The sequence below is a fragment of the Caulobacter sp. UC70_42 genome, assembly GCF_044056025.1.
Taxonomy (GTDB): domain Bacteria; phylum Pseudomonadota; class Alphaproteobacteria; order Caulobacterales; family Caulobacteraceae; genus Caulobacter.
This window is the reverse complement of the sequence record NZ_CP171994.1, coordinates 4,135,956-4,154,509: the sequence shown is the minus strand read 5'-3', so window position 1 is coordinate 4,154,509 and position 18,554 is coordinate 4,135,956. Positions and strand designations below refer to the sequence as shown.

The following is an 18,554-nucleotide window of genomic DNA, read 5'->3' as shown; positions in this document are numbered from 1 at the left end:
GCTATGGGCGGTACGTTCAAAGGCTTCAAACGCTGGATCTTCGCGGGGCTGGCGCTGTTCCTGGCGCTGTTCCTGACGGCGGCCTTCGTGTTCCGTTACGACATTCTCAGCAACGCCCTGGACCCCAAGGTCCCATTCCTGACCTACCGTCCGCCGCCGGCCCCGGACTATGGCAAGCCCTCGTCCTGGGCGCTGCTGCCCGGCGCGGCCCACGCCAACCAGCCGGTCGACGTGTTCTTCCTCCACCCGACCACCTTCGACGGCGGCCGCGACTGGAACGGCGGCATCGACCAGCCCAAGGCCCAGCGGTTCCTGTCGCGGGTGGTGATTCCCAACTATGCCGGGCCGTTCGACCGCGTGGGCCGGGTGTTCGCGCCGCGCTACCGCCAGGCCAGCCTCTACACCTATCTGACCCTGCGCGACGACGCCCGCGATGCGCGTCGCTTCGCCTATGGCGATGTCCGGCTGGCCTTCAAGACCTATCTGTCGCGCTACGGCGAGGCGCGTCCGTTCATCATCGTCGGGGTGGAGCAGGGCGGCTCCCTGGCCGCGCGCCTGCTGCGCGAGGAGATCGCCACCGATCCAGACCTCAAGCGCCGCCTCGTCGCCGCCTATCTGATCGAGACGGTGGCCCCCGCCGATGAATACGGACCGAAGGCGGCGATCCCGGCCTGCGAACACAAGGGCGAGACCGGCTGCGTCGCGGCCTGGGCCTCGGCTCAGGAGGGAGACTTCCGCGCCGTCCAGGAACTGACCGGCCGCTCGCTGGTCTGGGACGGGGCCGACCAACTGGTCAATCTCGAGCACCGCGCGCCGCTATGCTTCAATCCGCTGCTGGGCGGGACCGGCCTGGAGCGCGCCCCGGCCAAGCTGAACCTCGGGGCGGCCAACGCCACGGGCCTGGATTGGGGCGCGCGGCCGCCCTTCCTGCAACGACAGGTCTCGGCGCGCTGCGAGAACGGCCTGCTGCGCACCAGCAAGCCCAAGTCCAGCGCCCTGCGCGACAGCGGCTCTTGGGCCGATCGGCGCAAGGTCGACGCGTTCAATCTGTTCTACGCCGACCTTGAGGCCGACGCCCTGGCGCGCTCGGCGACGATGATCGGTCGCTCGCTAGCCGCCGCTCCCGCCGTCCCGCAAGGCCGCTAGGCCGCCATAGCTGGGCTGGTCGATGGCGATCTGGCCGATCGCCGTGGCCCGGAGGTGCGCCAGCAGGGCGGGATCGAGTGGATCGAGCGCGCCCTCGCGCAGGGCTTCGCAGAGCCTGGCGTTGAGCATGGCGAAGTCGCCAACTGCCCCGAGAAGGGCGCTGAGCCGATCGACGGCCTCGGCTTCCAGCGTTGCGCCCTGTTCGGCTTCACGCGCCAAGGTGGCGCGGGCGTTGTCGGCGACGCGGGCCAGGAAGGCTTGGCGCGCATCGCCTGGAAGGACGGCCTCTGCGTTGAAGGCGGCGACAGCCTCGGCCAGTTCGGCGGCGGTAGGATGGCTGATCAAGAAAGCATGCCCATCGGGGCCTCCATCAGCGTCACCAGATCGATCTCGGCCTCGCTGGTTCGTCTGCCGATCATGGCGCGCTCGATCGAGCGGTCCTGGCCGGTGGCGAAGCTGGAATACATCATCAGACACATGACCCCCCATTTGAGCGAGCCCAGGGCTTGCCAGAACCGCACCCGGTCCAACGAAATTTCGCCGCCATGGCCAGCCAGCAGGTCGGCATAGTCGCCAAAGCCGCCGACAGGCTTCCGCCATTCGCCAAAGCGCCAGGAATTGACGCAGATCCAGCCGAGGTCTTCGGCCGGGTCGCCCAGATGGGCCAGCTCCCAGTCCAGCACGCCGACCAGACCGCCCGTCGGGTGGATCATCAGATTGCCATTGCGAAAGTCGCCGTGAACCAGCACCGGCCGTTCGGGCGGCGGAGGTGCGATGGACTCAAGCCAGCGGAACGCCGCCTCCAGGATTGGTCGCTGGGCGCCCAACTGGTGATAGATCTCCTCGTACCGAGCCAGTTCGCCGCGCGCGTCGGAGGTGGCCAGGTCTGGCAGGCCCGCGGTCGGCACGGCGTGGATCCGCGCAAGCACCTCGCCGCAGCGGCGAGCCAAGCCGGGCCGAACCCCGGCGAAGGCCTCGTCGCGGACGATCCTCCGGCCCAAGGTCTCGCCCTCCAGCCGGCGCATGACATAGGCCTCACCAAGGCCGTCCCTGGGCGCGCAGACCCGGACCACGCGGGGCGTCGGCGCCCGGCCTGTTCAGCCGCGCGGATCAGGGCGGCCTCGGAGGCCAGGGACAGGGCGGTCTCGCGCATCGCCGCGCCGTCCGGCCGCCTGCGCAGGATCAGCGGCGTCCCATCGTCGAGATCGAAGGCCCAGGTTTCCAGGCTCGCGCCGCCGGACAAGCGGCGGGCGTTGACCGCTTCGGTCGCGGTCGGCGACAGGCGGGGAGCGAGGCGATCGAGAGCTGCGGCGACGTCCATGGAACGAGCTTCCAGCTTTCACCTTACGTCACGCAAGAGGCCCGCATCTTTACGGCGAGCCCGGCGCGCCTTACGCAACGAGGCTCAACTTCGCTCAGGATGTTCCATGCCTTCCGGTCTCGCCGCGCTGCTCGATGACGTCGCGGCCATCACCAAGCTCGCCGCCGCCTCGTTGGACGATGTCGGAGCCGCCGCGGGCAAGGCCGGGTCGAAGGCCGTGGGCGTGGTGGTCGACGACGCCGCGGTGACGCCGGGTTACGCCATGGGCTTCACGCCCGATCGCGAGTTGCCGATCGTCTGGAAGATCGCCGTCGGTTCGCTGCGCAACAAGCTGATCTTCCTGCTGCCGGGCGCCCTTTTGCTATCGGCCTTCGCGCCCTGGGCCGTGACGCCGATCCTGATGGTCGGCGGGGCCTATCTGGCCTTCGAGGCCACCGAGAAGATCCTGGAGGCCTTCACGCCCGAAGCCGAGGGCGAGGCGATCGAGGACCTGGCGCTCAGCGCGCCCGAACTTGAGAAGCAGAAGGTCGACGGCGCGATCCGCACCGACCTGATCCTGTCCGGCGAGATCATGGCCATAGCCCTGGCCGAAGTCGCACATCTGGGTCTGGCGATGCAGGCGGCGGCGCTGGCCATCGTCGGCGTGCTGCTGACGGTCGTGGTCTATGGCGCGGTGGCGCTGATCGTGAAGATGGACGACATGGGCCTGCACCTGTCGCGCCGCGAGGCCAAGGGCGTGCGGAGCTTTGGCCGGGGCCTGGTCAAGGCCATGCCGGTGACCATGGAGGCGCTGACCGTGATCGGCACCGCGGCCATGCTGTGGGTCGGCGGCGGTATCATCGTCCACGGCCTGGAGAAGTTCCACCTGACCCCGATCCCGCACTGGGTCGAGGGCTTCTCGCATTGGGCGCACGGTGTCCCGGGCATCGGCGCGGTGACGGGCTGGCTGGCCTTCGCCCTCGGCTCGGCCGTGGTGGGCCTGGCGATCGGCGGCGTCCTGGCTGGTGTCATGCACCTCTGGCATCACCGCAAGGGCGCGGCGGCGCACTAGCCGCCTAGCCCGCCTCGTTCAGCGGCGAGGCCGGCTTCCAGTCGAACAGTTCCTGCATCGTGCGCAGCGCCTGGCCGCGCGGCGAGGTCAGGTCCGGGTCGCGGGCGAGGATCAGCCGGGCGTCGTCGGCGGCCACGGCAATCAGGTCGCGGTGCGCCACGGGGTCGGCCAGGCGATAGGCCGGAAAGCCGCTCTGCTTGAGCCCCAGCGGGTCGCCGCCGCCGCGCAGCTCCAGGTCCTTCTCGGCGATCTCGAAGCCATCGTCGCTGCGGCGCAGGATGTTCGAGGCGCTTTTGGGCCACCTCGGACAGCGGCGGATCATAGAGCAGCACGCACGAGCTCTCGCGTGTGCCACGGCCGACGCGGCCGCGTAGCTGGTGCAGTTGGGCCAGACCGAAGCGGTCCGCGTGCTCGATGACCATGATGCTGGCGTTGGGGACATTGACCCCGACCTCGACCACGGTGGTGGCGACCAGAACGCTGACCTCGCCTTCGACGAAGCGCTGCATGACCGCGTCCTTCTCGGCGGCCGGCATCTGGCCGTGGACCAAGCCGACGTTGGGCAAGTGGCGGGCGAGGTCGACGGCGCGGTCCTCGGCGGCGCGCAGATCGACCTTGTCGGACTCCGAGACCAGCGGGCAGATCCAGAAAGCCTGGGCGCCGCCGGCGATGGCGCCGCGCAGGCGCTCGACGATCTCGGGCACGCGCGGAGTCGGCGCGGCGCGGGTGGCGACCGGCGTGCGGCCCGGTGGCTTCTCGTCGATGCGGGAAACGTCGAGGTCGCCGAAGACGGTCAGCTCCAGCGTGCGCGGGATCGGCGTGGCCGACATGGCCAGCAGGTGGACGCCCCAATCTTCATTGGAGGGCCCCTTGTCCTGCAGGCGTCGGCGCTCATTGACGCCGAAGCGGTGCTGCTCATCGATGATCGTCAGGGCCAGGCGGTCGAAGACGACGTCGTCCTGGAACAGGGCGTGGGTGCCGACGGCGACGTGGTGGGTTCCGTCCGCCAGGCCCAGAAGCTTGGCCGAACGGCTCGCGCCCTTGTCGCGGCCGGTCAGCAGGATCACCGACAGGCCCAGCGCCTGCAGCGGCGCGGCGATGGTCTCGTAGTGCTGGCGGGCCAGGATCTCGGTTGGAGCCATCAGGGCCGACTGGAAGCCGGCGCTGGCCGCGTCGGCCATGGCCAGCATGGCTACGACCGTTTTGCCCGAGCCGACGTCACCCTGCAGCAATCGGCTCATCCGCTCGCCGGAGGCGAGGTCGCCGCGAATCTCCGAGAGCGAGCGGATCTGGGCGCCGGTCAGCTTGAACGGGAGGGCCTTCTCGGCGGCTTCTGACAGCGGTCCGGACGGGATGCGCGGGCCCGGTGTCGCGCGGCGCGAGGCCTTGCGCTGGGCCAGGGCCAGCTGGTGCGCCAGCAACTCGTCATAGGCCAGGCGCCGGCGTGGCCGGGCCAGCGGCGAGAGGTCCGCTTCGCTGGCGGGCGCGTGCGCCGCCGCCAGGGCCTGGCGCCAGCCCGGCAGTTTCTCGCGCTCGCGCCAGGCGGCGTCCTGCCACTCGGGGAGTTCGGGCGCGCGACTCAAGGCTTCCAGGGCGAACTTGCGGAAGGTGCGCGAGGGCAGGCCGTGAGTGGCCGGATAGACGGTCTCGATCTCGGGAATGTCGCCGGCGCGCTCGGCGTCGACGATGTAGTCCGGGTGGGCGATCTGCAGTTCCGAGGCGTATCCGTCGGGCCGTTCCACCTTTCCGCTGACCGCACGGCGCGCGCCCTTGGGGTGCTGGCGCTCCAGGTGCGGGCCGTGGCCCTTGAACCAGATCAGGGTAAGAAAGCCGGTCCCATCCCAGGCGCGGATCTTCCAGGGCTGGCCCAGGCGGCTTGGCGGCTGATGCTGGTCGATGGTGACGATGAAGGTCTGGACTTGGCCCTCGACGGCCTGGTCGACGGTGGTCATCGAGCGCCGGATCAGGCCCGTCGGCGCGGTGAACAGCACGTCGCGCACGATCGGGCCGGCCAGCTTCTCGACCAGCGGCGCGACGCGCGGGCCCACGCCCTTGAGCGTGGACACCGGGCTGAACAGGGGGAAGAGAATCTCCGGACGCATTGGGCGGAACAATATGCCGGTCGCGCGCCCGGAGGCAGCCCCTCGTGGCCGATCAGTCGGCCTGGTTCATCACGGGCTGAAGCGCGATCACGAGATCGGAATACTCATCCGCCCGCGAGGCGCCCGACACGTTCAGGCGGGTGTAGAGCCAGGTCGCGCCATGGCGGGCATAGGCTTCCGACCAGCGGGTCTTGGCGTCGATCAGGTTGTTGGCCTCACCGGCGAAAACCACAGCGCCCTTGGCGTCGACATAGACGTAGTTGCCGGCGATCGTAGTCGCCGGGTCGCCGTTCTCGGCCAGCTTGTAGCGGTAGACGGCGCCCGAGGCGCCCTTGAGTTCGATGTAAGGCTTCACGCTGTCCTCGCCATAAAAGCCACCCGGCGTAGGGCTTTGGATTTAATCGTTAATCGCGCGCCTGAGCAGCGAGGCCGCCTACGCAATTCGCCTGACGCGCTAGCAGGACGTGAAGTGTCCCCTGGGCCAAATTATGGCTGGAGGACACCCGACCTGGCCAGGAACTTGCGGGTCCGCTCTTCGCGCGGGGAGGCAAGCAACTGACGGGAGGGTCCTTGCTCCACGATCACGCCGCCGTCCATGAAAATCGTCCGGTCCGCGACATCTCGGGCGAAGTCCATCTGGTGGGTGACGATGACCATGGTCCTTTTCTCGACGGCCAGATCGCGGATCACGGCCAGCACCTCGCCGACCAGTTCGGGGTCGAGGGCCGAGGTCGGCTCGTCGAACAGGATGACCTCAGGATCCATGGCCAGGGCGCGGGCGATGGCGCAGCGCTGCTGCTGGCCTCCGGACAGGGCGGCGGGATAGGCGTCGGCCCGGCCGCCCAGGCCGACCTTTTCCAGCAAGGCCAGGCCGCGCGCGCGCGCCTTGGCGGGATCCTCCTTGCGGACGACCACAGGCCCTTCGATGACGTTCTCGAGCGCCGTCCTGTGCGGAAACAGATTGAAGCTCTGGAAGACGAAGCCGACCCGGCCGTTCAGCGCCCTGGCCAGCGGGATCTTGCCGCCCACCGTCACGCCCGCGATGGTCAGGTCGCCGCCGTTCAGCGGCTCCAGGCCCGCCAGGCAGCGCAGCAGGGTGCTTTTGCCCGAGCCGCTGGGGCCGATGATCGCCACCACCTCGCCGGGAGCGACGGTCAGGTCTACGCCCGCCAGGACGGGCGTTTCGCCGAAGCTCTTTCTCAAGCCTCTGGCGTCGATCGCGCTCATCGGCGGCCCTCCGCGGCGCGGCGTTCCAACCGGCCCTGCACGGCCGCCAGCACGGTGGAGAGGATCCAGTAGATGGCCGCCGCGGCCAGGTACATGGTGAAGATCTCGTAGGTCCGGGCGGTAATCAGCTGAGCCTGACGGAATAGCTCCGGCACCTGGATGGTGGCGGCCAGGGAGGTGTCCTTGACCAGACCGATGAAGCTGTTCGAAAGCGGCGCCACGGCGGTGCGGGCGGCCTGGGGCAGTATTACCCGGCGCAGGGTCTGGCCGCGGCTCATGCCGAGCACGCTGGCGGCTTCCCATTGGCCCTTGTCGACGGCGTCGATGGCGCTGCGCAGGATCTCGCAGGAATAGGCCGCGACGTTCAGCGAGAAGCCGATGCCGGCGGCCGCCAGGGCGGGCATTTCGACGCCGAACTGAGGCAGGCCGTAGTAGATCAGAAAGAGCTGCACCAGCAGCGGCGTGCCCCGGAAGGCCGAGACATAGATCGCCGCTGGCCAACGCAGCACGGGTGATCGCGACAGGCGCATCAGGGCCAGGCCAAAGCCCAGCACGACCCCGATCCCCATGCCGATGACGCTGAGCAGGACGGTGTAGCCGGCGCCCTTCAACAGCAGGGGCGCGGATTGGCGCAGCAGATCCAGACCCGTGTCCATGGCCTAGTGCGTCACGTCCATGCCGAACCACTGCCGCGAGATCGCCGACAGCTTGCCGCTGGCGCGCAGGGCCTCGATGGCCTGGTCGATGATCACCTTCAGGGCCGGGTCCTTCTTCATCGCCACGCCCGAGCCCTGGGCGGCGAACGGCGGGCCCGAGGCGACGAACTCCGGCGAGCTCTTGACGAAGTCGGCGGCGACCAGGCGGTCGTTCAGCACCGCGTCGATGCGGCCGGCGCGCAGGTCCTGGTACTTGGTGGGATCGTCGTCATAGGTGCGGATGTCGGCCTTTGGCACGTTGGTCCGCGCCCATTGCTCGTAATTGGTTCCGAGGCCGACGCCGACCTTCTTGCCGGAAAGATCCTCGGGCTTGTCCAGGCCGGGCTTGTCCTTGAGCTTGATGATCTGGATGCCCGAGACGGTGTAGGGCTCGGAGAAGTCATACTTGGCTTGGCGCTCGGGCGTGATGGTGATTTGGTTGATCACCACGTCGACGCGGCCCGATTCCAGCGCGCCCAACAGGCCCGCGAACGGAGCGGGCCGGAAATCGGGCTTCAGGCCCAGCTGCGCGGCCAGGGCCTTGGCGAAGTCGACCTCGAAGCCGGCCAGCTGGCCGTTCTTGTCCTGGAAATTGAACGGCGGATAGGTGCCCTCCAGGCCGATGCGCAGGGTCCCCGAGGCCTTGATCCTGTCCCAGGCGCTGGCGCCAGCGTCCGGTTTCTCGCCGCAGGCGGCGAGCAGGGCGAGGCCGAGACCGGACAGGACGGCGCGGCGGGCAGGGAATCGCATCGGACGAACCTTTGGGCGAAACAATCTGTCGCAGTTCTATACGGGCGAGCGCGCTTCGCCAGCCCGAACATGGCGAAGCTGGCGCGACCTGACCGCGAATTAAGCTGACGTGGACACGGACTCGGGGCCTGCTGCTCGGTTCATCCTGGTGAGGGGGAACATCATGGCGCAATTCGATCCGGCGGCCGCCACGGCCGCCTATCTGGCGCAGCTGCCACCGGAGGCGCACGTCAAGGCGCAGCACTACACCCAAGGCGGCCACTGGCTGCTGCTGTGGGGCTTCATCGTCTCGGTGCTGGCGGCCTGGATCATCATCCGCACCGGCGTGCTGACCAAGGTCGAGCAAGGTCTCGAGCGCAAGAAGGGGCGGCCGTTCCTGGCCAGCTTAGTGGTCGCCGTCGTCTTTGTCGCCTTCACGTGGCTGCTGGAGCTGCCCTGGTCGGTCTATTCCAATTGGTGGCGGCAGAAGCAGTATGGGCTGACAAGCCAGGCCTTCGGCGGCTGGCTGACCGAGAACCTGATGGGCACGGCGATCTCTGTCGTGTTCACCGCGCTGTTTCTGGCGCTGCTGTACGTGCTGATCCGACGGGCGCGGACTCTGTGGTGGCTGTGGGCCGGCGGGCTCACGGCGGGCTTCATCATCTTCGGCATGTTGATCGCGCCGATCTATGTCGAGCCGCTGTTCAACAAATACACGCCCGCGCCGCCCGGAGCCGTCCGCGACGAGGTGGTGGCTATGGCCAAGTCGGTCGGCGTCCCGAGCGACAAGATCTTCGTCTACGACGGCTCCAAGCAGTCCAACGCCTATACCGCCAACGTCTCGGGCCTGGGCGGCTCGGCGCGGGTGGCGATGAGCGACGTGATGTTCAAGAAGGGCGCTGACATCGCCGAGGTGCGCGGCGTCGTCGGTCACGAGATGGGCCACTACGCCCACCAGCACAGCCTGTGGATCACGGGCGTCTTCTCCGTGCTGGCGGTCATCGCCTTCCTTATCGTCGACCGAACCTTTCCGTGGTTCGCGCGGGCGCTGAACGCCAAGGGCGTGACCGGAGTCGCCGATCCGGCCGGCCTGCCCGTGCTGGCGGTGATCATGGCCGTGCTGGGCCTGATCGGCGGCCCGATCACCAACACCTTGGTCCGCGAGGTCGAGAGCGACGCCGACCGCTACAGCCTGGTGAACTTCAACGAGCCCGACGGCCTGGCCAAGGCGTTGGTCAAGACGATCGAGTACCGCGCCGCCACGCCCTCCAAGCTTGAAGAGGTGCTGTTCTATGACCATCCGGCCGTTGGCGTCCGCATCCGCCGCGCCATGGACTGGAAGGCGACACACCCGAAGCCTTGAGGCGCGAAAAAGCCCCGCGCCCTGTGGGCGCGGGGCTCCATTTCGTTGGGGCTAAGCGCGCTCAGCGCTTGCGGACGAACACCGTCCCGGCCGAATAGCCGGCGCCGAAGCTGCAGATCAGGCCCGTCTCGCCCGCCGCGAAGTCGTCGTTGGCGGTGTGGAAGGCGATGATCGAGCCGGCCGAGCTGGTGTTGGCGTACTCGTCGAGAATGATGACGTTCTCGCCCGGCGCGGGATCGCGGCCCAGCACCTTGCGGCCGATCATCTCGTTCATGTTGATGTTGGCCTGGTGCAGCCACAGGCGCTTCAGCGTCGCGGGATCGATACCGAGATCCGCCGCGTGTTCGACAATCATCTCGCTGACCATCGGCACGACCTCGCGGAACACCTTGCGGCCTTCTTGGACGAACAGCTTGTCCTTGGCGCCGATCCCTTCGGGCGCGGCGCGGTTGAGGAAGCCGAAGTTGTTGCGGATGTTGTTCGAGAACTGGGTCTTCAGGCGCGCGCCCAGGATTTCCCAGCCATCGGTCGCCTGGTCGGCGTTTTCGACGATCACGGCCGTCGCGACGTCGCCGAAGATGAAGTGGCTGTCGCGGTCCTTGAAGTTCAGGTGGCCCGAGCAGATCTCCGGATTGACCATCAGCACGGCCTTGGCGCTGCCGGTGGTCACGAAGTCGGCGGCGGTCTTGATGCCGAAGGTGGCCGACGAGCAGGCCACGTTCATGTCGAAGGCGAAGCCCTCGATCCCCAGGGCCTGCTGGATCTCAATGGCCATGGCCGGGTAGGGGCGCTGCATGTTCGAGGCGGCGCAGATCACCGCGCCGATCTCGCTGACCGGTTTGCCCCAGCGCTCGATCGCCTGCTTGGCCGCCTCGACCGCCATCTCGGCCAGGATCGACAGCGCCTCATTCGGACGCTCGGGAATGACCGGGCGCATGATTTCGGGGTCGACGATTCCCGACTTGTTCATCACGAACCGCGATTTGATGCCCGAGGCCTTCTCGATGAACTCGGGCGACGACGGCGCCAGGGCGACCACATCGCCGGCCGCGATGGCGTCGGCGTTTGCGGTGTTGAACCGCTCGACGAAGGTGTTGAAGGCCTCGACCAGTTCGGCGTTCGAAATTGAAAAAGGTGGGGTGAACAACCCCGTGGCGGCGATGACGGCTTGCGGCAAGACGACGGTCCCGATGATGCGCGCGGGCCTCTTACGGACCCGCGTTCTGACGCTTGTTTGACTCGTAGATAGCACGGATGGGGCGGCCGTCATCACCGTGGCTTTTAAGTCACGACACGGAATGGCCTCGAACGCGGCCGTGAACCGCCGCATGGCCGCCGCGTTATCCGCTTAGCACAAGCTGGCTGTGGGAGCTGAAGACTAAGCGTAGAATTGGAGTACAAGAATGAAGACTCTCATCACCGCCACCATGATCGCCGGTTCGGTTCTCGCGATCCCGATGTTTGCCCAAGCTCAGAATTCGACCGAGGTCTATGGTTCGTTGAACTATGGCCAAACTCGGACGCGCGGCGCTGACACCGGCGCTATTCAAGGGCGTGTGGGCGCCAAGCTTACGCCCAATTTCGGTGTCGAGGCCGAGGCGGCCGGCGGCGTCGACGGCGATACGGTCTATACGCCGGGCGGTCCGGCCTCGGTGAAGATGGAACACCAGGTCGCGGGCTACGCCGTCGGCTACCTGCCGGTGACCCCGAACCTCGATCTGCTGGCCCGCGCCGGCTATGGCACGACAAAGTTCAAGACCAACAATCCGGCCGCCGCGAGCTTCGACGGCAGCCACGACAGTTGGAACTATGGCGTCGGCGCCGAATACAAGTTCGACGACAAGAACGGCCTCCGCGCCGACTGGACCAAGTCCGAATATACCAAGAGCGATCTGAGCTCGAACACCCTCTCGGTGGGTTACGTCCGCCGCTTCTAGGGCCGAGCGGTCCTCTTGACCTGAAGGACGGCGCGCCTCTCGCGGGGCGCGCCGTTTGCGTTCCGGCGATCTCGTGACGGCTTGACGACGGCCCGATGCTCGGCAATCTGAACGGTAATAAGTTGCGGGGGGATGCGTCGGTCTTGGACAAGGCGCTGTTGATTCAGCTGGGCGGTTCGATCGCCGCCGTGGCTCTGCTGGTGGCGTTCGCGGCGTGGATGGGGGTGGCGAGGGCGACCCCGCCGCTCGATCCAGACGCCGCCCGCGCGCTGGTCGCGCTCGAATTTCCCGATCACAAACCCAGCGCCGTGTGGATCGCGGCCGACGGCGCGGGGGTCATCGCCCGCGAAGGGGATCTGGCGCTCGTGCTCTACCGGCGCGGCGACAGCTATGTCGCCCGCGATCTGCCCTGGAGCGTGATCGCCGGCCTGAAGCCGACGAATGGACGTCTGCCTGTGCGCCTGGGCGACGCCCATCCCGTGTTCGCCGTCAATGACGACGCCTGGCCGCCGAAGGAGCTCGCCTGATGCTGAAAGCCCCTTTCGACCCCGTCCAGTTGGCTATCCCGTTCTTCGTGCTGGCCATCGTCCTGGAAATCCTGGTCGGTCGCTTCGGCAAGGCAAAGGCCAACTACGAAACGCGCGACACGGCCGTCTCGCTGTCGATGGGCTTCGGCAGCACCGTGGCCGGCCTGCTGTTCGGCGGGGTGGTGTTCGCCACGACCGTGTGGGTCTGGCATCATCGTATTTTCACCATCCCGATGACCGCCGTCTGGGCGTGGGTCGCCGTCTTCCTGCTCGAGGACTTGACCTACTACTGGTTCCACCGCCTGTCGCATGAGCGGCGCGTCTGGTGGGCCAGCCACGTCAACCACCACACCTCTACCCACTATAACCTTTCGACTGCGCTGCGGCAGACCTGGACCGGCGGGGTCGCCGGCACCTGGCTGTTGTGGCTGCCGCTGTCGTTCCTCGGCTTCCCGCCGGCCATGGTGGCGATCCAGAAGGGCGTCAGCCTTGTCTACCAGTTCTGGATCCACACCGAGGCGATCAAGCGCATGCCGCGCTGGTTCGAGGCGGTCTTCAACACGCCCTCGCATCACCGCGTTCACCACGCCCGCAACGCCCGCTATCTGGACGCCAACTACGCCGGCATCCTGATCATCTGGGACCGCCTGTTCGGCACCTTCGTGCCCGAGACAGACGAGGAGCCCTGCCGCTACGGGACGGTGAAGAACCTCGGCAACTTCAACCTGTTGCACAACGTCTTCCACGAGTGGATCGGCATCGGCAAGGACGTGGCGGGTTCCAAGTCGCCTCGCGAAGCCCTGGGCTACGTGTTCGGCCCGCCTGGCTGGAGCCCCGACGGCTCGCGCGACACTTCCCATACGCTGAAGGCCAAATGGCGGGCGCGGTTGGAGGCGGAAGGCTCTCCGCCGCAATAAAGCCTCACTGTCGCGGGCTGATCTGGAGTTGAGTGGCGTTCCTCCCCGAATTTCGCACGGAGAGCCCTGATGCCCCGGCTAGGCTTGCTGCTGGCGGCCCTGTTCGTCGTCGTGACGGCCCCGGCCGCGTGGGCTGACGGTCAGGTCCGCGACCTGACGCTCGCGTCCAAGGCCTTCGACGGCGCCAAGATCGGTCTTGGCGGCGAGCGGCGCGTGAAGGTCTATCTGCCGGACGGCTACGAGACATCCGGGCGGCGTTATCCGGTCGTCTACTACCTGCACAACCTGTTCGAGGACGAGCGGACCGCGTTCGATCGCGACGGCCTTGGACGATTGCTGGACCAGGCGATCGCGGCTCGGGTCGTTCCGCCGGTCATCGTGGTCGCGGCCGACTTCAGCACCCCGTTGGGCAGCTCGATCTACACCAGTTCGCCGGTCACCGGCCGCTGGGACGATTTCCTGGCCGTCGAGCTGGTCGGCTGGACCGACCGGAATTTTCGCACCGTGGCCAAGCGTGAGGCGAGGGGGCTGGCCGGCGATCGGATGGGCGGCTACGGCGCGATGGCCATGGGCATGCGTCACGCCGACGTGTTCGGCGCCGTCTATGCGCTGCATCCGGTCGGCGCGGGGCTTGGCTTGCAGCCGATGTGGTCGCGGCCCAATTTCGAGCTCCTGCAGAACGCCAAATCGCTGGACGATCTGAAGCGCGACCCGTTCTCGCAACTGTTCACCGCCATTTACCAGGCGCACCTGCCCAATCCGGACAAGCCGCCGCTTTACGCCGATCTTCCGGCGCGCAAGGTCGACGGCCGGATCGAGGTTGATGCGGCGATGGCGAGAAAACTGACCGACAGCTTTCTGTTGGATCACCAGGCGCCGCGCTATGCCGAGAATCTGCGGACTCTGCGCGGTCTGAAGTTCGACTGGGGGCGAGATGACCCCAATCCGGACCACGTCATATCGAATCAGGCTCTTTCGCGCCTGCTGACGGAATTTGGGGTGCCGCACGAGGCCGAGGAATATGTTGGCGGCTGGGGCGACCGAACCTGGGGCGAGACCGGGCGAGTCTACACCGCCATGCTGCCTTTCTTCGCGCGCACCCTGGTCACCGACCAGGGGGAGCCTGGCGAACCGTCACGTCGACCGTGATCCGGCGCACGGCGCCGTCGGGGGAAGCGCCTTGCAGCATCAGCCGGTCATGACCGACATAACCGGCGGCGGCTGTGTAGTAGGCCTGGTGACCGGGCACCTTGTGGGCGTTGCAGGCCGAGCGGGGATTGGCTGGCGGGAACGCGGCGAAATAAGGTTCGTCCCTTATCGTCGCCAAGCCGTGCGCCGGCGGTTCCAGCAGGGTCAGGGTCGCGCCGGGCTCGTGAACCGAGCAGTCGGGATCGATGGCGGTGTTGGCCCAGACGCGGATGGGAGTGCTGCCGACGGCGGCCTTGGCGATGTGCAGCTTCTGATAGCCGGAGGCCGGTTCGACATGAGCGACCGTGACCTGGTAGCGCGCCGTTTGCGCTGACACGCCCGTCGCGACCGTGGCGCTGGCGATCGCCAGCATGAACAGCTTGAACCGCATGACCGACTATCTCCCTGACGTCGATGGCGGAAGGCTGGGCGTGGTTCGTTGCGCCGTGATTGCGGGGCGGAAACGGTTGCGCCTCAATCCCGCAGGAGGGGCAGCGACAATCCCATCGCCTGGCGGGTCTCCAGCATTTCCCGGCGGAAGCGGAACAGCTCGGCCGGGCGGCCGCCGGTCTCGGCGTTGAGGCGTCCCAGACCCTCGACCAGCTCTTCGCGCTCGACGACGCGGCGGAAGTTCTGCTTGTGCAGCGGCACGCCGGCGATGGCCTCGACCGTGCGCTGCAGCGTCGAGAGGGTGAACTCCTCGGGCGTCAGCTCGAACACCACGGGGCGGTATTTGATCTTGCCGCGCAGGCGCGAGAGGCCCGTCGCCAGGATCCGTCTGTGATCCGAGATCATCGGCTCGCCCAAGGCCGCCGACAGGGCCTGAGGCTCGGCCGGGTCGTGCCCCTCGGCGCGGGCGACGTCGCGGGCGGCTTCCGGGGCGAGACCGGCTTCGTAGAGCAGCTCGTAGCGCTCCAGCACACGTTCCTCGTTCCACGGCGCGCCGTCCAGGGCGAAGGCCAGGCGGGCGCGCGACCACTTGGCGGCGTCGTCGGCGGCCCAGCGTTTCAGGGCTGGGGCGATGGCTTCGTCGAGCAGGGCGGGGCGGCCGTTGCGCCAGTCTTCCCATGGAAAGAAGCGGGTCCACGGAGCCCAGGCGGTGTCGGGGGCGTCGGTGTCGACCGCCTTGGGCGTCAGGCCCAGATAGCCGACCGAGACCACGCGCGCCGCGCCGGCCCCGACCTCGGCGCGCGGGGCGTCGCGGCCCTTGTCGCCGAAGGTGTAGAGCTGTTCGACATAGCCCAGCTGAAACCGGGTCTGGGCGGTCACGAAGGCTCGAAGGCCCAGCTCGAAGGTGCGGTGCGCCTCCGGATCGAACGGACCGAACGGCAGACCCGAGAGCGGCGAGGCGATATCGGTGATCGCGTCATGCGGTCGCACGGTCAGGACGACGGCCTCGCCGTCGCGGATCGCGACGACCACCGCCGACAGGCCGATGACGACCGAGGTGCTCATGCGGGGGCGCTCACTCTGTCTCGAACGCCGCACCCGGAGCGGACTCGAAGCCGGCCGCCCGCGATAGCACATGGAAGCGCTGAACGTAGCGGGCCTGAGCCTCGAACGGCGGCTGCGGCGTGATCGTCAAATCGTAGCCAGCCGGCGGCGCGCCGAAGATCGCCAGGGACTCCGCATGCTCGAAGCCCGCCAGTTGGGTAGCCTCGAAGAAGGCGCAGGCGCGGTCAGCCTGCTTGATCAGTTTCTTGATCGGGGCGGGGGTCTTCACCGGCAAGCCGAAGCGGATGTGGATGGCGTCTTCCAGCCTAGCCTCGAAATCCTTGTAGCTCACCCCCAGCGCCGCCTTGAACGGGCTGATCATGTCGCCAATCACGTATTCGCTGGCGTCATGCAGCAGAGCGGCGAGGCGCCAGCGCGGTTCCAGGTCGGGCTTGATGTGCGCGGCGATCTCCTCGACCACCAGGCTGTGCTGGGCCACCGAGAAGCCGTGGTCGCCGACGGTCTGGCCATTCCATCGCGCGACGCGGGCGAGGCCGTGGGCGATATCCTCGATCTCGATATCCATCGGCGACGGATCGAGCAGGTCGAGCCGACGTCCGGAAAGCATTCTTTGCCAGGCACGGGGCGGTCCGCCCCTATGCAGCCCTTTGGCCACGAGATCGTTCCTTACGGTGAAGGTGGTTGACTGGCCTATCGATTGAGAAAGATCAATGTGGCCGTCGTCGTCATCTGTGGAAATGCCCTTGAAGGGAGTTCGATCATGAGTTGGGCGAGAATCATGGTCCCGCTGGCCGGGACTCCGAACGACAAGGGCGTGTTGACCGCCGCCGCGACCCTGGCGGGTGCGTTTCAGGCCGAGCTGGCTTGCGTCCACGCCCCGGCCGACATGGCCGACCTGATGCCCTGGATGGGCGAAGGGTTCATGGGCGGGGTGCAGGTTACGGCGCTTGAAAGCCTGAAGGAGGCCGCCCAGGAAGGCGCGCGCGCCTGCGGCAAGCTGGCGGCCGAGACCGGCTATCCGCGCACGCGGGTGATCAGCCTGGAGTCGCCGGTCTGGGCCGGCCTGGCCATGGAAGGCCGCCTTTCGGACGTCATCGTGTTCGACGACGCCTCGGCGCGCGGCAAGGGGCCGCTGGCGGAATCGTTCCAGCAACTGGTGGCCGACGAGCAGCGCCCGACGCTGGTCGCCCGCCCGGGTTTCACGGTCGACGGCGTGGCTCTGGTCGCCTGGGACGGCGGCAAGGAGGCTAGCCGCGCCGTGCGTACGGCCATGCCGTTGCTGCAGAAAAGCCAGCTCGGTGATCGTCGCCGGCGCGCCGAACGCCTCGTCGCGGGCCTTCGAACTGGAGCGTCTGGTCGAGTTCTTGGGCGCTCGCGGCGTCAAGGCGACCGTCAAGATTCTGGATGGGGGTAACGACGCGGCCGGCCTGCTGCTGGGCGCGGCCAAGGACACCGGCGCGAACCTCCTGGTCGCCGGGGCGTTTGGTCATCCAAGGCTGCAGGAGTTCATTTTCGGGGGCACCACCCGTACGCTGCTGAACAGCGACGGGCCTTCCCTGTTCCTGTCGCACTAAGACGCTGAAATTTTCTCAGAAGAAAGGAGGCCTCGAATGTCTCTGTCACGCATCATCATGCGCCTTGCGCGCAATCCTGGCACCGAATTCGCCGGCGGCGACGACCACCGCGGCTACGCCCTGACCGCGCCTCTGACCGAGGATGGACACATCGACGAGGGCGAATACGCCAAGGTCAAGGGCGCGTGCAGCGTGCGTCGCTTCGCGCCCGACGAGGACGCTGTGGACGGCCGCCTGAACAGGCGCGGGACACGCTGGTTCTTTGACTACGACGACCAGGATAGCGCCGACGACGAGCCGCTGCACCGCCTTGGCGAACACCGCTTCGCCCTTGGCGAATATGTCACCGTCACCGACGAGGACGGTCGTCCGCTGACCTACAAGGTCATGGAGGTCGCGCCCGTCGAGTCGTAGGAGGCCTTAGCCTCCCACGTTGTGGCGGACCAGGGCCTTCATGTCCTTGAACAGGTCGTGGTCGTCGGTGTCGCGGGTCTTGGCCTTGACGACGGCGACGGCCAGCGGGCCGCCCTTGGGTCCCCGCGCCTCATAGCCGGCCAGGCGATAGCCCTTGGGCGCCTTGTCATTGGCCAGGATAAGGGTCGAACGCACGGAATCGTTGCCGCCCTTCTTGGCGCGGATTTCCGCGCCATGGTCGTTGGCCTTTATGGTGACGTCGCCCTCGTGATCGTCCTCGGCCTGGATATTGACCGAACCATGGGCGTCGTCGCCCTTGAAGTTGACGTTCTTGTTGACCTTCACCTCGGCGGCGCCGCCGTCGCTGTTGATGGTCAGATGACCGATGCGGATGTCCGCGCCGTTGTCGCTGGCGTCGATCTTGACGCCCGGCAGGTTGATGCTGGTGTGGTTCTTTCCCATGCCCTTGTGCTCGGGCGGCTTCGGTGGGGCCGGCGGCAGCGGCATGACGCCCTTCAGCTCGGTCTCGATCGGGGCGAGGGCGGCTTCCGCGTCGCCGCCGTTCAGCTTGATGAGGCGCAGGTCGACGTTAGCTTCGGCCGAGGCATAGGCGCACGACTGCCCGTCGCCGGCCTTGGACACGAGACTCAGACTCCCCTGTCTGTCTGGGCAGTCGAGGCGGTCGATGACGCGGAGCGGCTCGCGACGGCCCAGCTTGCGCTCGGCGTGCTCGGTCGTGGTGGTCTCGGTGCGCTGGCAGGCGACGAGGGCGGTCGCGCCAACGCCGATCATCAGCGCCGTGGCCAGCCATTTCGCCCGCGATTTCGAATAACGCATGAGTTGTGGGTCTTCCCTGATTTGGCGGGAAGTTGGGCGCGCGCCGGGCGCGCGTCCAGTGAAATCCAAGT

General features: G+C 67.6%; 19 protein-coding genes and 2 pseudogenes. 9 read left to right on the top strand and 12 right to left on the bottom strand.

The window, feature by feature from the left end; genetic code table 11:
• Positions 1–3: 3 nt before the first annotated feature.
• Positions 4–1,146 (top strand): DUF3089 domain-containing protein, encoded by a 1,143-nt coding sequence (locus ACHMW8_RS20815; RefSeq protein WP_395443655.1) that lies wholly within the window; start codon positions 4–6, stop codon positions 1,144–1,146.
• Here ACHMW8_RS20815 and ACHMW8_RS20810 read toward each other — a convergent pair.
• Positions 1,111–1,491, bottom strand: a complete 381-nt coding sequence (locus tag ACHMW8_RS20810) for a DUF6285 domain-containing protein (RefSeq protein ID WP_395443654.1) — start codon at positions 1,489–1,491, stop codon at positions 1,111–1,113. The genes ACHMW8_RS20815 and ACHMW8_RS20810 overlap by 36 nt on opposite strands.
• A complete protein-coding gene (locus ACHMW8_RS20805; RefSeq protein WP_395443653.1) occupies positions 1,488–2,219 on the bottom strand; it encodes a phosphotransferase family protein in 732 nt (243 codons plus the stop codon). Before ACHMW8_RS20805 ends, ACHMW8_RS20810 begins: the two co-directional genes overlap by 4 nt.
• 354 nt (positions 2,220–2,573) lie before the next feature.
• Between ACHMW8_RS20805 and ACHMW8_RS20800 the strand changes: the two genes are divergently transcribed.
• Positions 2,574–3,518 (top strand): DUF808 domain-containing protein, encoded by a 945-nt coding sequence (locus ACHMW8_RS20800; protein ID WP_395443652.1) that lies wholly within the window; start codon positions 2,574–2,576, stop codon positions 3,516–3,518.
• A 4-nt stretch (positions 3,519–3,522) separates the two neighbouring features.
• Here ACHMW8_RS20800 and recG read toward each other — a convergent pair.
• From recG to tcyJ, 5 genes and pseudogenes are all read right to left on the bottom strand, one after another.
• Positions 3,523–5,620, bottom strand: a pseudogene (gene recG / locus ACHMW8_RS20795) (ATP-dependent DNA helicase RecG).
• A 52-nt stretch (positions 5,621–5,672) separates the two neighbouring features.
• Positions 5,673–5,975, bottom strand: coding sequence for a hypothetical protein (locus ACHMW8_RS20790; protein WP_125158344.1), 303 nt, complete (start codon positions 5,973–5,975; stop codon positions 5,673–5,675).
• A gap of 131 nt (positions 5,976–6,106) precedes the next feature.
• Positions 6,107–6,847: an amino acid ABC transporter ATP-binding protein gene (locus tag ACHMW8_RS20785; RefSeq protein WP_395443651.1), complete on the bottom strand. Its 741-nt coding sequence runs from the start codon at positions 6,845–6,847 to the stop codon at positions 6,107–6,109.
• A complete protein-coding gene (gene tcyL / locus ACHMW8_RS20780) occupies positions 6,844–7,503 on the bottom strand; it encodes a cystine ABC transporter permease (protein ID WP_395443650.1) in 660 nt (219 codons plus the stop codon). The genes ACHMW8_RS20785 and tcyL overlap by 4 nt, the downstream gene beginning before the upstream one ends.
• A 3-nt stretch (positions 7,504–7,506) precedes the next feature.
• Complete coding sequence (tcyJ, locus tag ACHMW8_RS20775) at positions 7,507–8,292, bottom strand: cystine ABC transporter substrate-binding protein (RefSeq protein WP_395443649.1); 786 nt, start codon at positions 8,290–8,292, stop codon at positions 7,507–7,509.
• A gap of 163 nt (positions 8,293–8,455) precedes the next feature.
• Here tcyJ and ACHMW8_RS20770 point away from each other — a divergent pair, with 163 nt between their 5' ends.
• Positions 8,456–9,634, top strand: a complete 1,179-nt coding sequence (locus tag ACHMW8_RS20770; protein ID WP_395443648.1) for a M48 family metallopeptidase — start codon at positions 8,456–8,458, stop codon at positions 9,632–9,634.
• A 61-nt stretch (positions 9,635–9,695) separates the two neighbouring features.
• On the opposite strand, the gene ACHMW8_RS20765 is transcribed toward ACHMW8_RS20770, so the two are convergent.
• Positions 9,696–10,811 (bottom strand): beta-ketoacyl-ACP synthase III, encoded by a 1,116-nt coding sequence (locus tag ACHMW8_RS20765; protein WP_395443647.1) that lies wholly within the window; start codon positions 10,809–10,811, stop codon positions 9,696–9,698.
• A gap of 226 nt (positions 10,812–11,037) precedes the next feature.
• Between ACHMW8_RS20765 and ACHMW8_RS20760 the strand changes: the two genes are divergently transcribed.
• From ACHMW8_RS20760 to ACHMW8_RS20745, 4 genes are all read left to right on the top strand, one after another.
• Positions 11,038–11,571 carry a porin family protein gene (locus ACHMW8_RS20760; protein ID WP_395443646.1) on the top strand — a complete coding sequence of 178 codons (534 nt, stop codon included), beginning with the start codon at positions 11,038–11,040 and terminating at the stop codon, positions 11,569–11,571.
• A 143-nt stretch (positions 11,572–11,714) separates the two neighbouring features.
• Positions 11,715–12,098 (top strand): hypothetical protein, encoded by a 384-nt coding sequence (locus tag ACHMW8_RS20755; protein ID WP_395446018.1) that lies wholly within the window; start codon positions 11,715–11,717, stop codon positions 12,096–12,098.
• Positions 12,098–13,015, top strand: a complete 918-nt coding sequence (locus tag ACHMW8_RS20750; RefSeq protein WP_395443645.1) for a sterol desaturase family protein — start codon at positions 12,098–12,100, stop codon at positions 13,013–13,015. The genes ACHMW8_RS20755 and ACHMW8_RS20750 overlap by 1 nt, the downstream gene beginning before the upstream one ends.
• Positions 13,016–13,084: 69 nt before the next feature.
• Positions 13,085–14,164 (top strand): alpha/beta hydrolase, encoded by a 1,080-nt coding sequence (locus ACHMW8_RS20745; protein WP_395443644.1) that lies wholly within the window; start codon positions 13,085–13,087, stop codon positions 14,162–14,164.
• On the opposite strand, the gene ACHMW8_RS20740 is transcribed toward ACHMW8_RS20745, so the two are convergent.
• From ACHMW8_RS20740 to ACHMW8_RS20730, 3 genes are all read right to left on the bottom strand, one after another.
• Positions 14,121–14,594, bottom strand: coding sequence for a hypothetical protein (locus ACHMW8_RS20740; RefSeq protein ID WP_395443643.1), 474 nt, complete (start codon positions 14,592–14,594; stop codon positions 14,121–14,123). The genes ACHMW8_RS20745 and ACHMW8_RS20740 overlap by 44 nt on opposite strands.
• 83 nt (positions 14,595–14,677) lie before the next feature.
• Positions 14,678–15,730 (bottom strand): NrtR DNA-binding winged helix domain-containing protein, encoded by a 1,053-nt coding sequence (locus ACHMW8_RS20735; RefSeq protein ID WP_395443642.1) that lies wholly within the window; start codon positions 15,728–15,730, stop codon positions 14,678–14,680.
• On the bottom strand, positions 15,669–16,313 hold the full coding sequence (locus ACHMW8_RS20730; RefSeq protein ID WP_125158354.1) for a YfbR-like 5'-deoxynucleotidase: 645 nt from the start codon (positions 16,311–16,313) through the stop codon (positions 15,669–15,671). The genes ACHMW8_RS20735 and ACHMW8_RS20730 overlap by 62 nt, the downstream gene beginning before the upstream one ends.
• 105 nt (positions 16,314–16,418) lie before the next feature.
• Between ACHMW8_RS20730 and ACHMW8_RS20725 the strand changes: the two are divergent.
• A pseudogene (locus ACHMW8_RS20725) lies at positions 16,419–17,232 on the top strand (universal stress protein).
• 36 nt (positions 17,233–17,268) lie between these two features.
• Positions 17,269–17,646, top strand: a complete 378-nt coding sequence (locus ACHMW8_RS20720; RefSeq protein WP_395443641.1) for a hypothetical protein — start codon at positions 17,269–17,271, stop codon at positions 17,644–17,646.
• Between the two features lie 6 nt (positions 17,647–17,652).
• Here the strand turns inward: ACHMW8_RS20720 and ACHMW8_RS20715 are convergent, their stop codons facing one another.
• Entirely contained in the window at positions 17,653–18,483 is an 831-nt protein-coding gene (locus tag ACHMW8_RS20715) for a hypothetical protein (RefSeq protein ID WP_395443640.1), read from the bottom strand.
• Positions 18,484–18,554 lie beyond the last annotated feature (71 nt).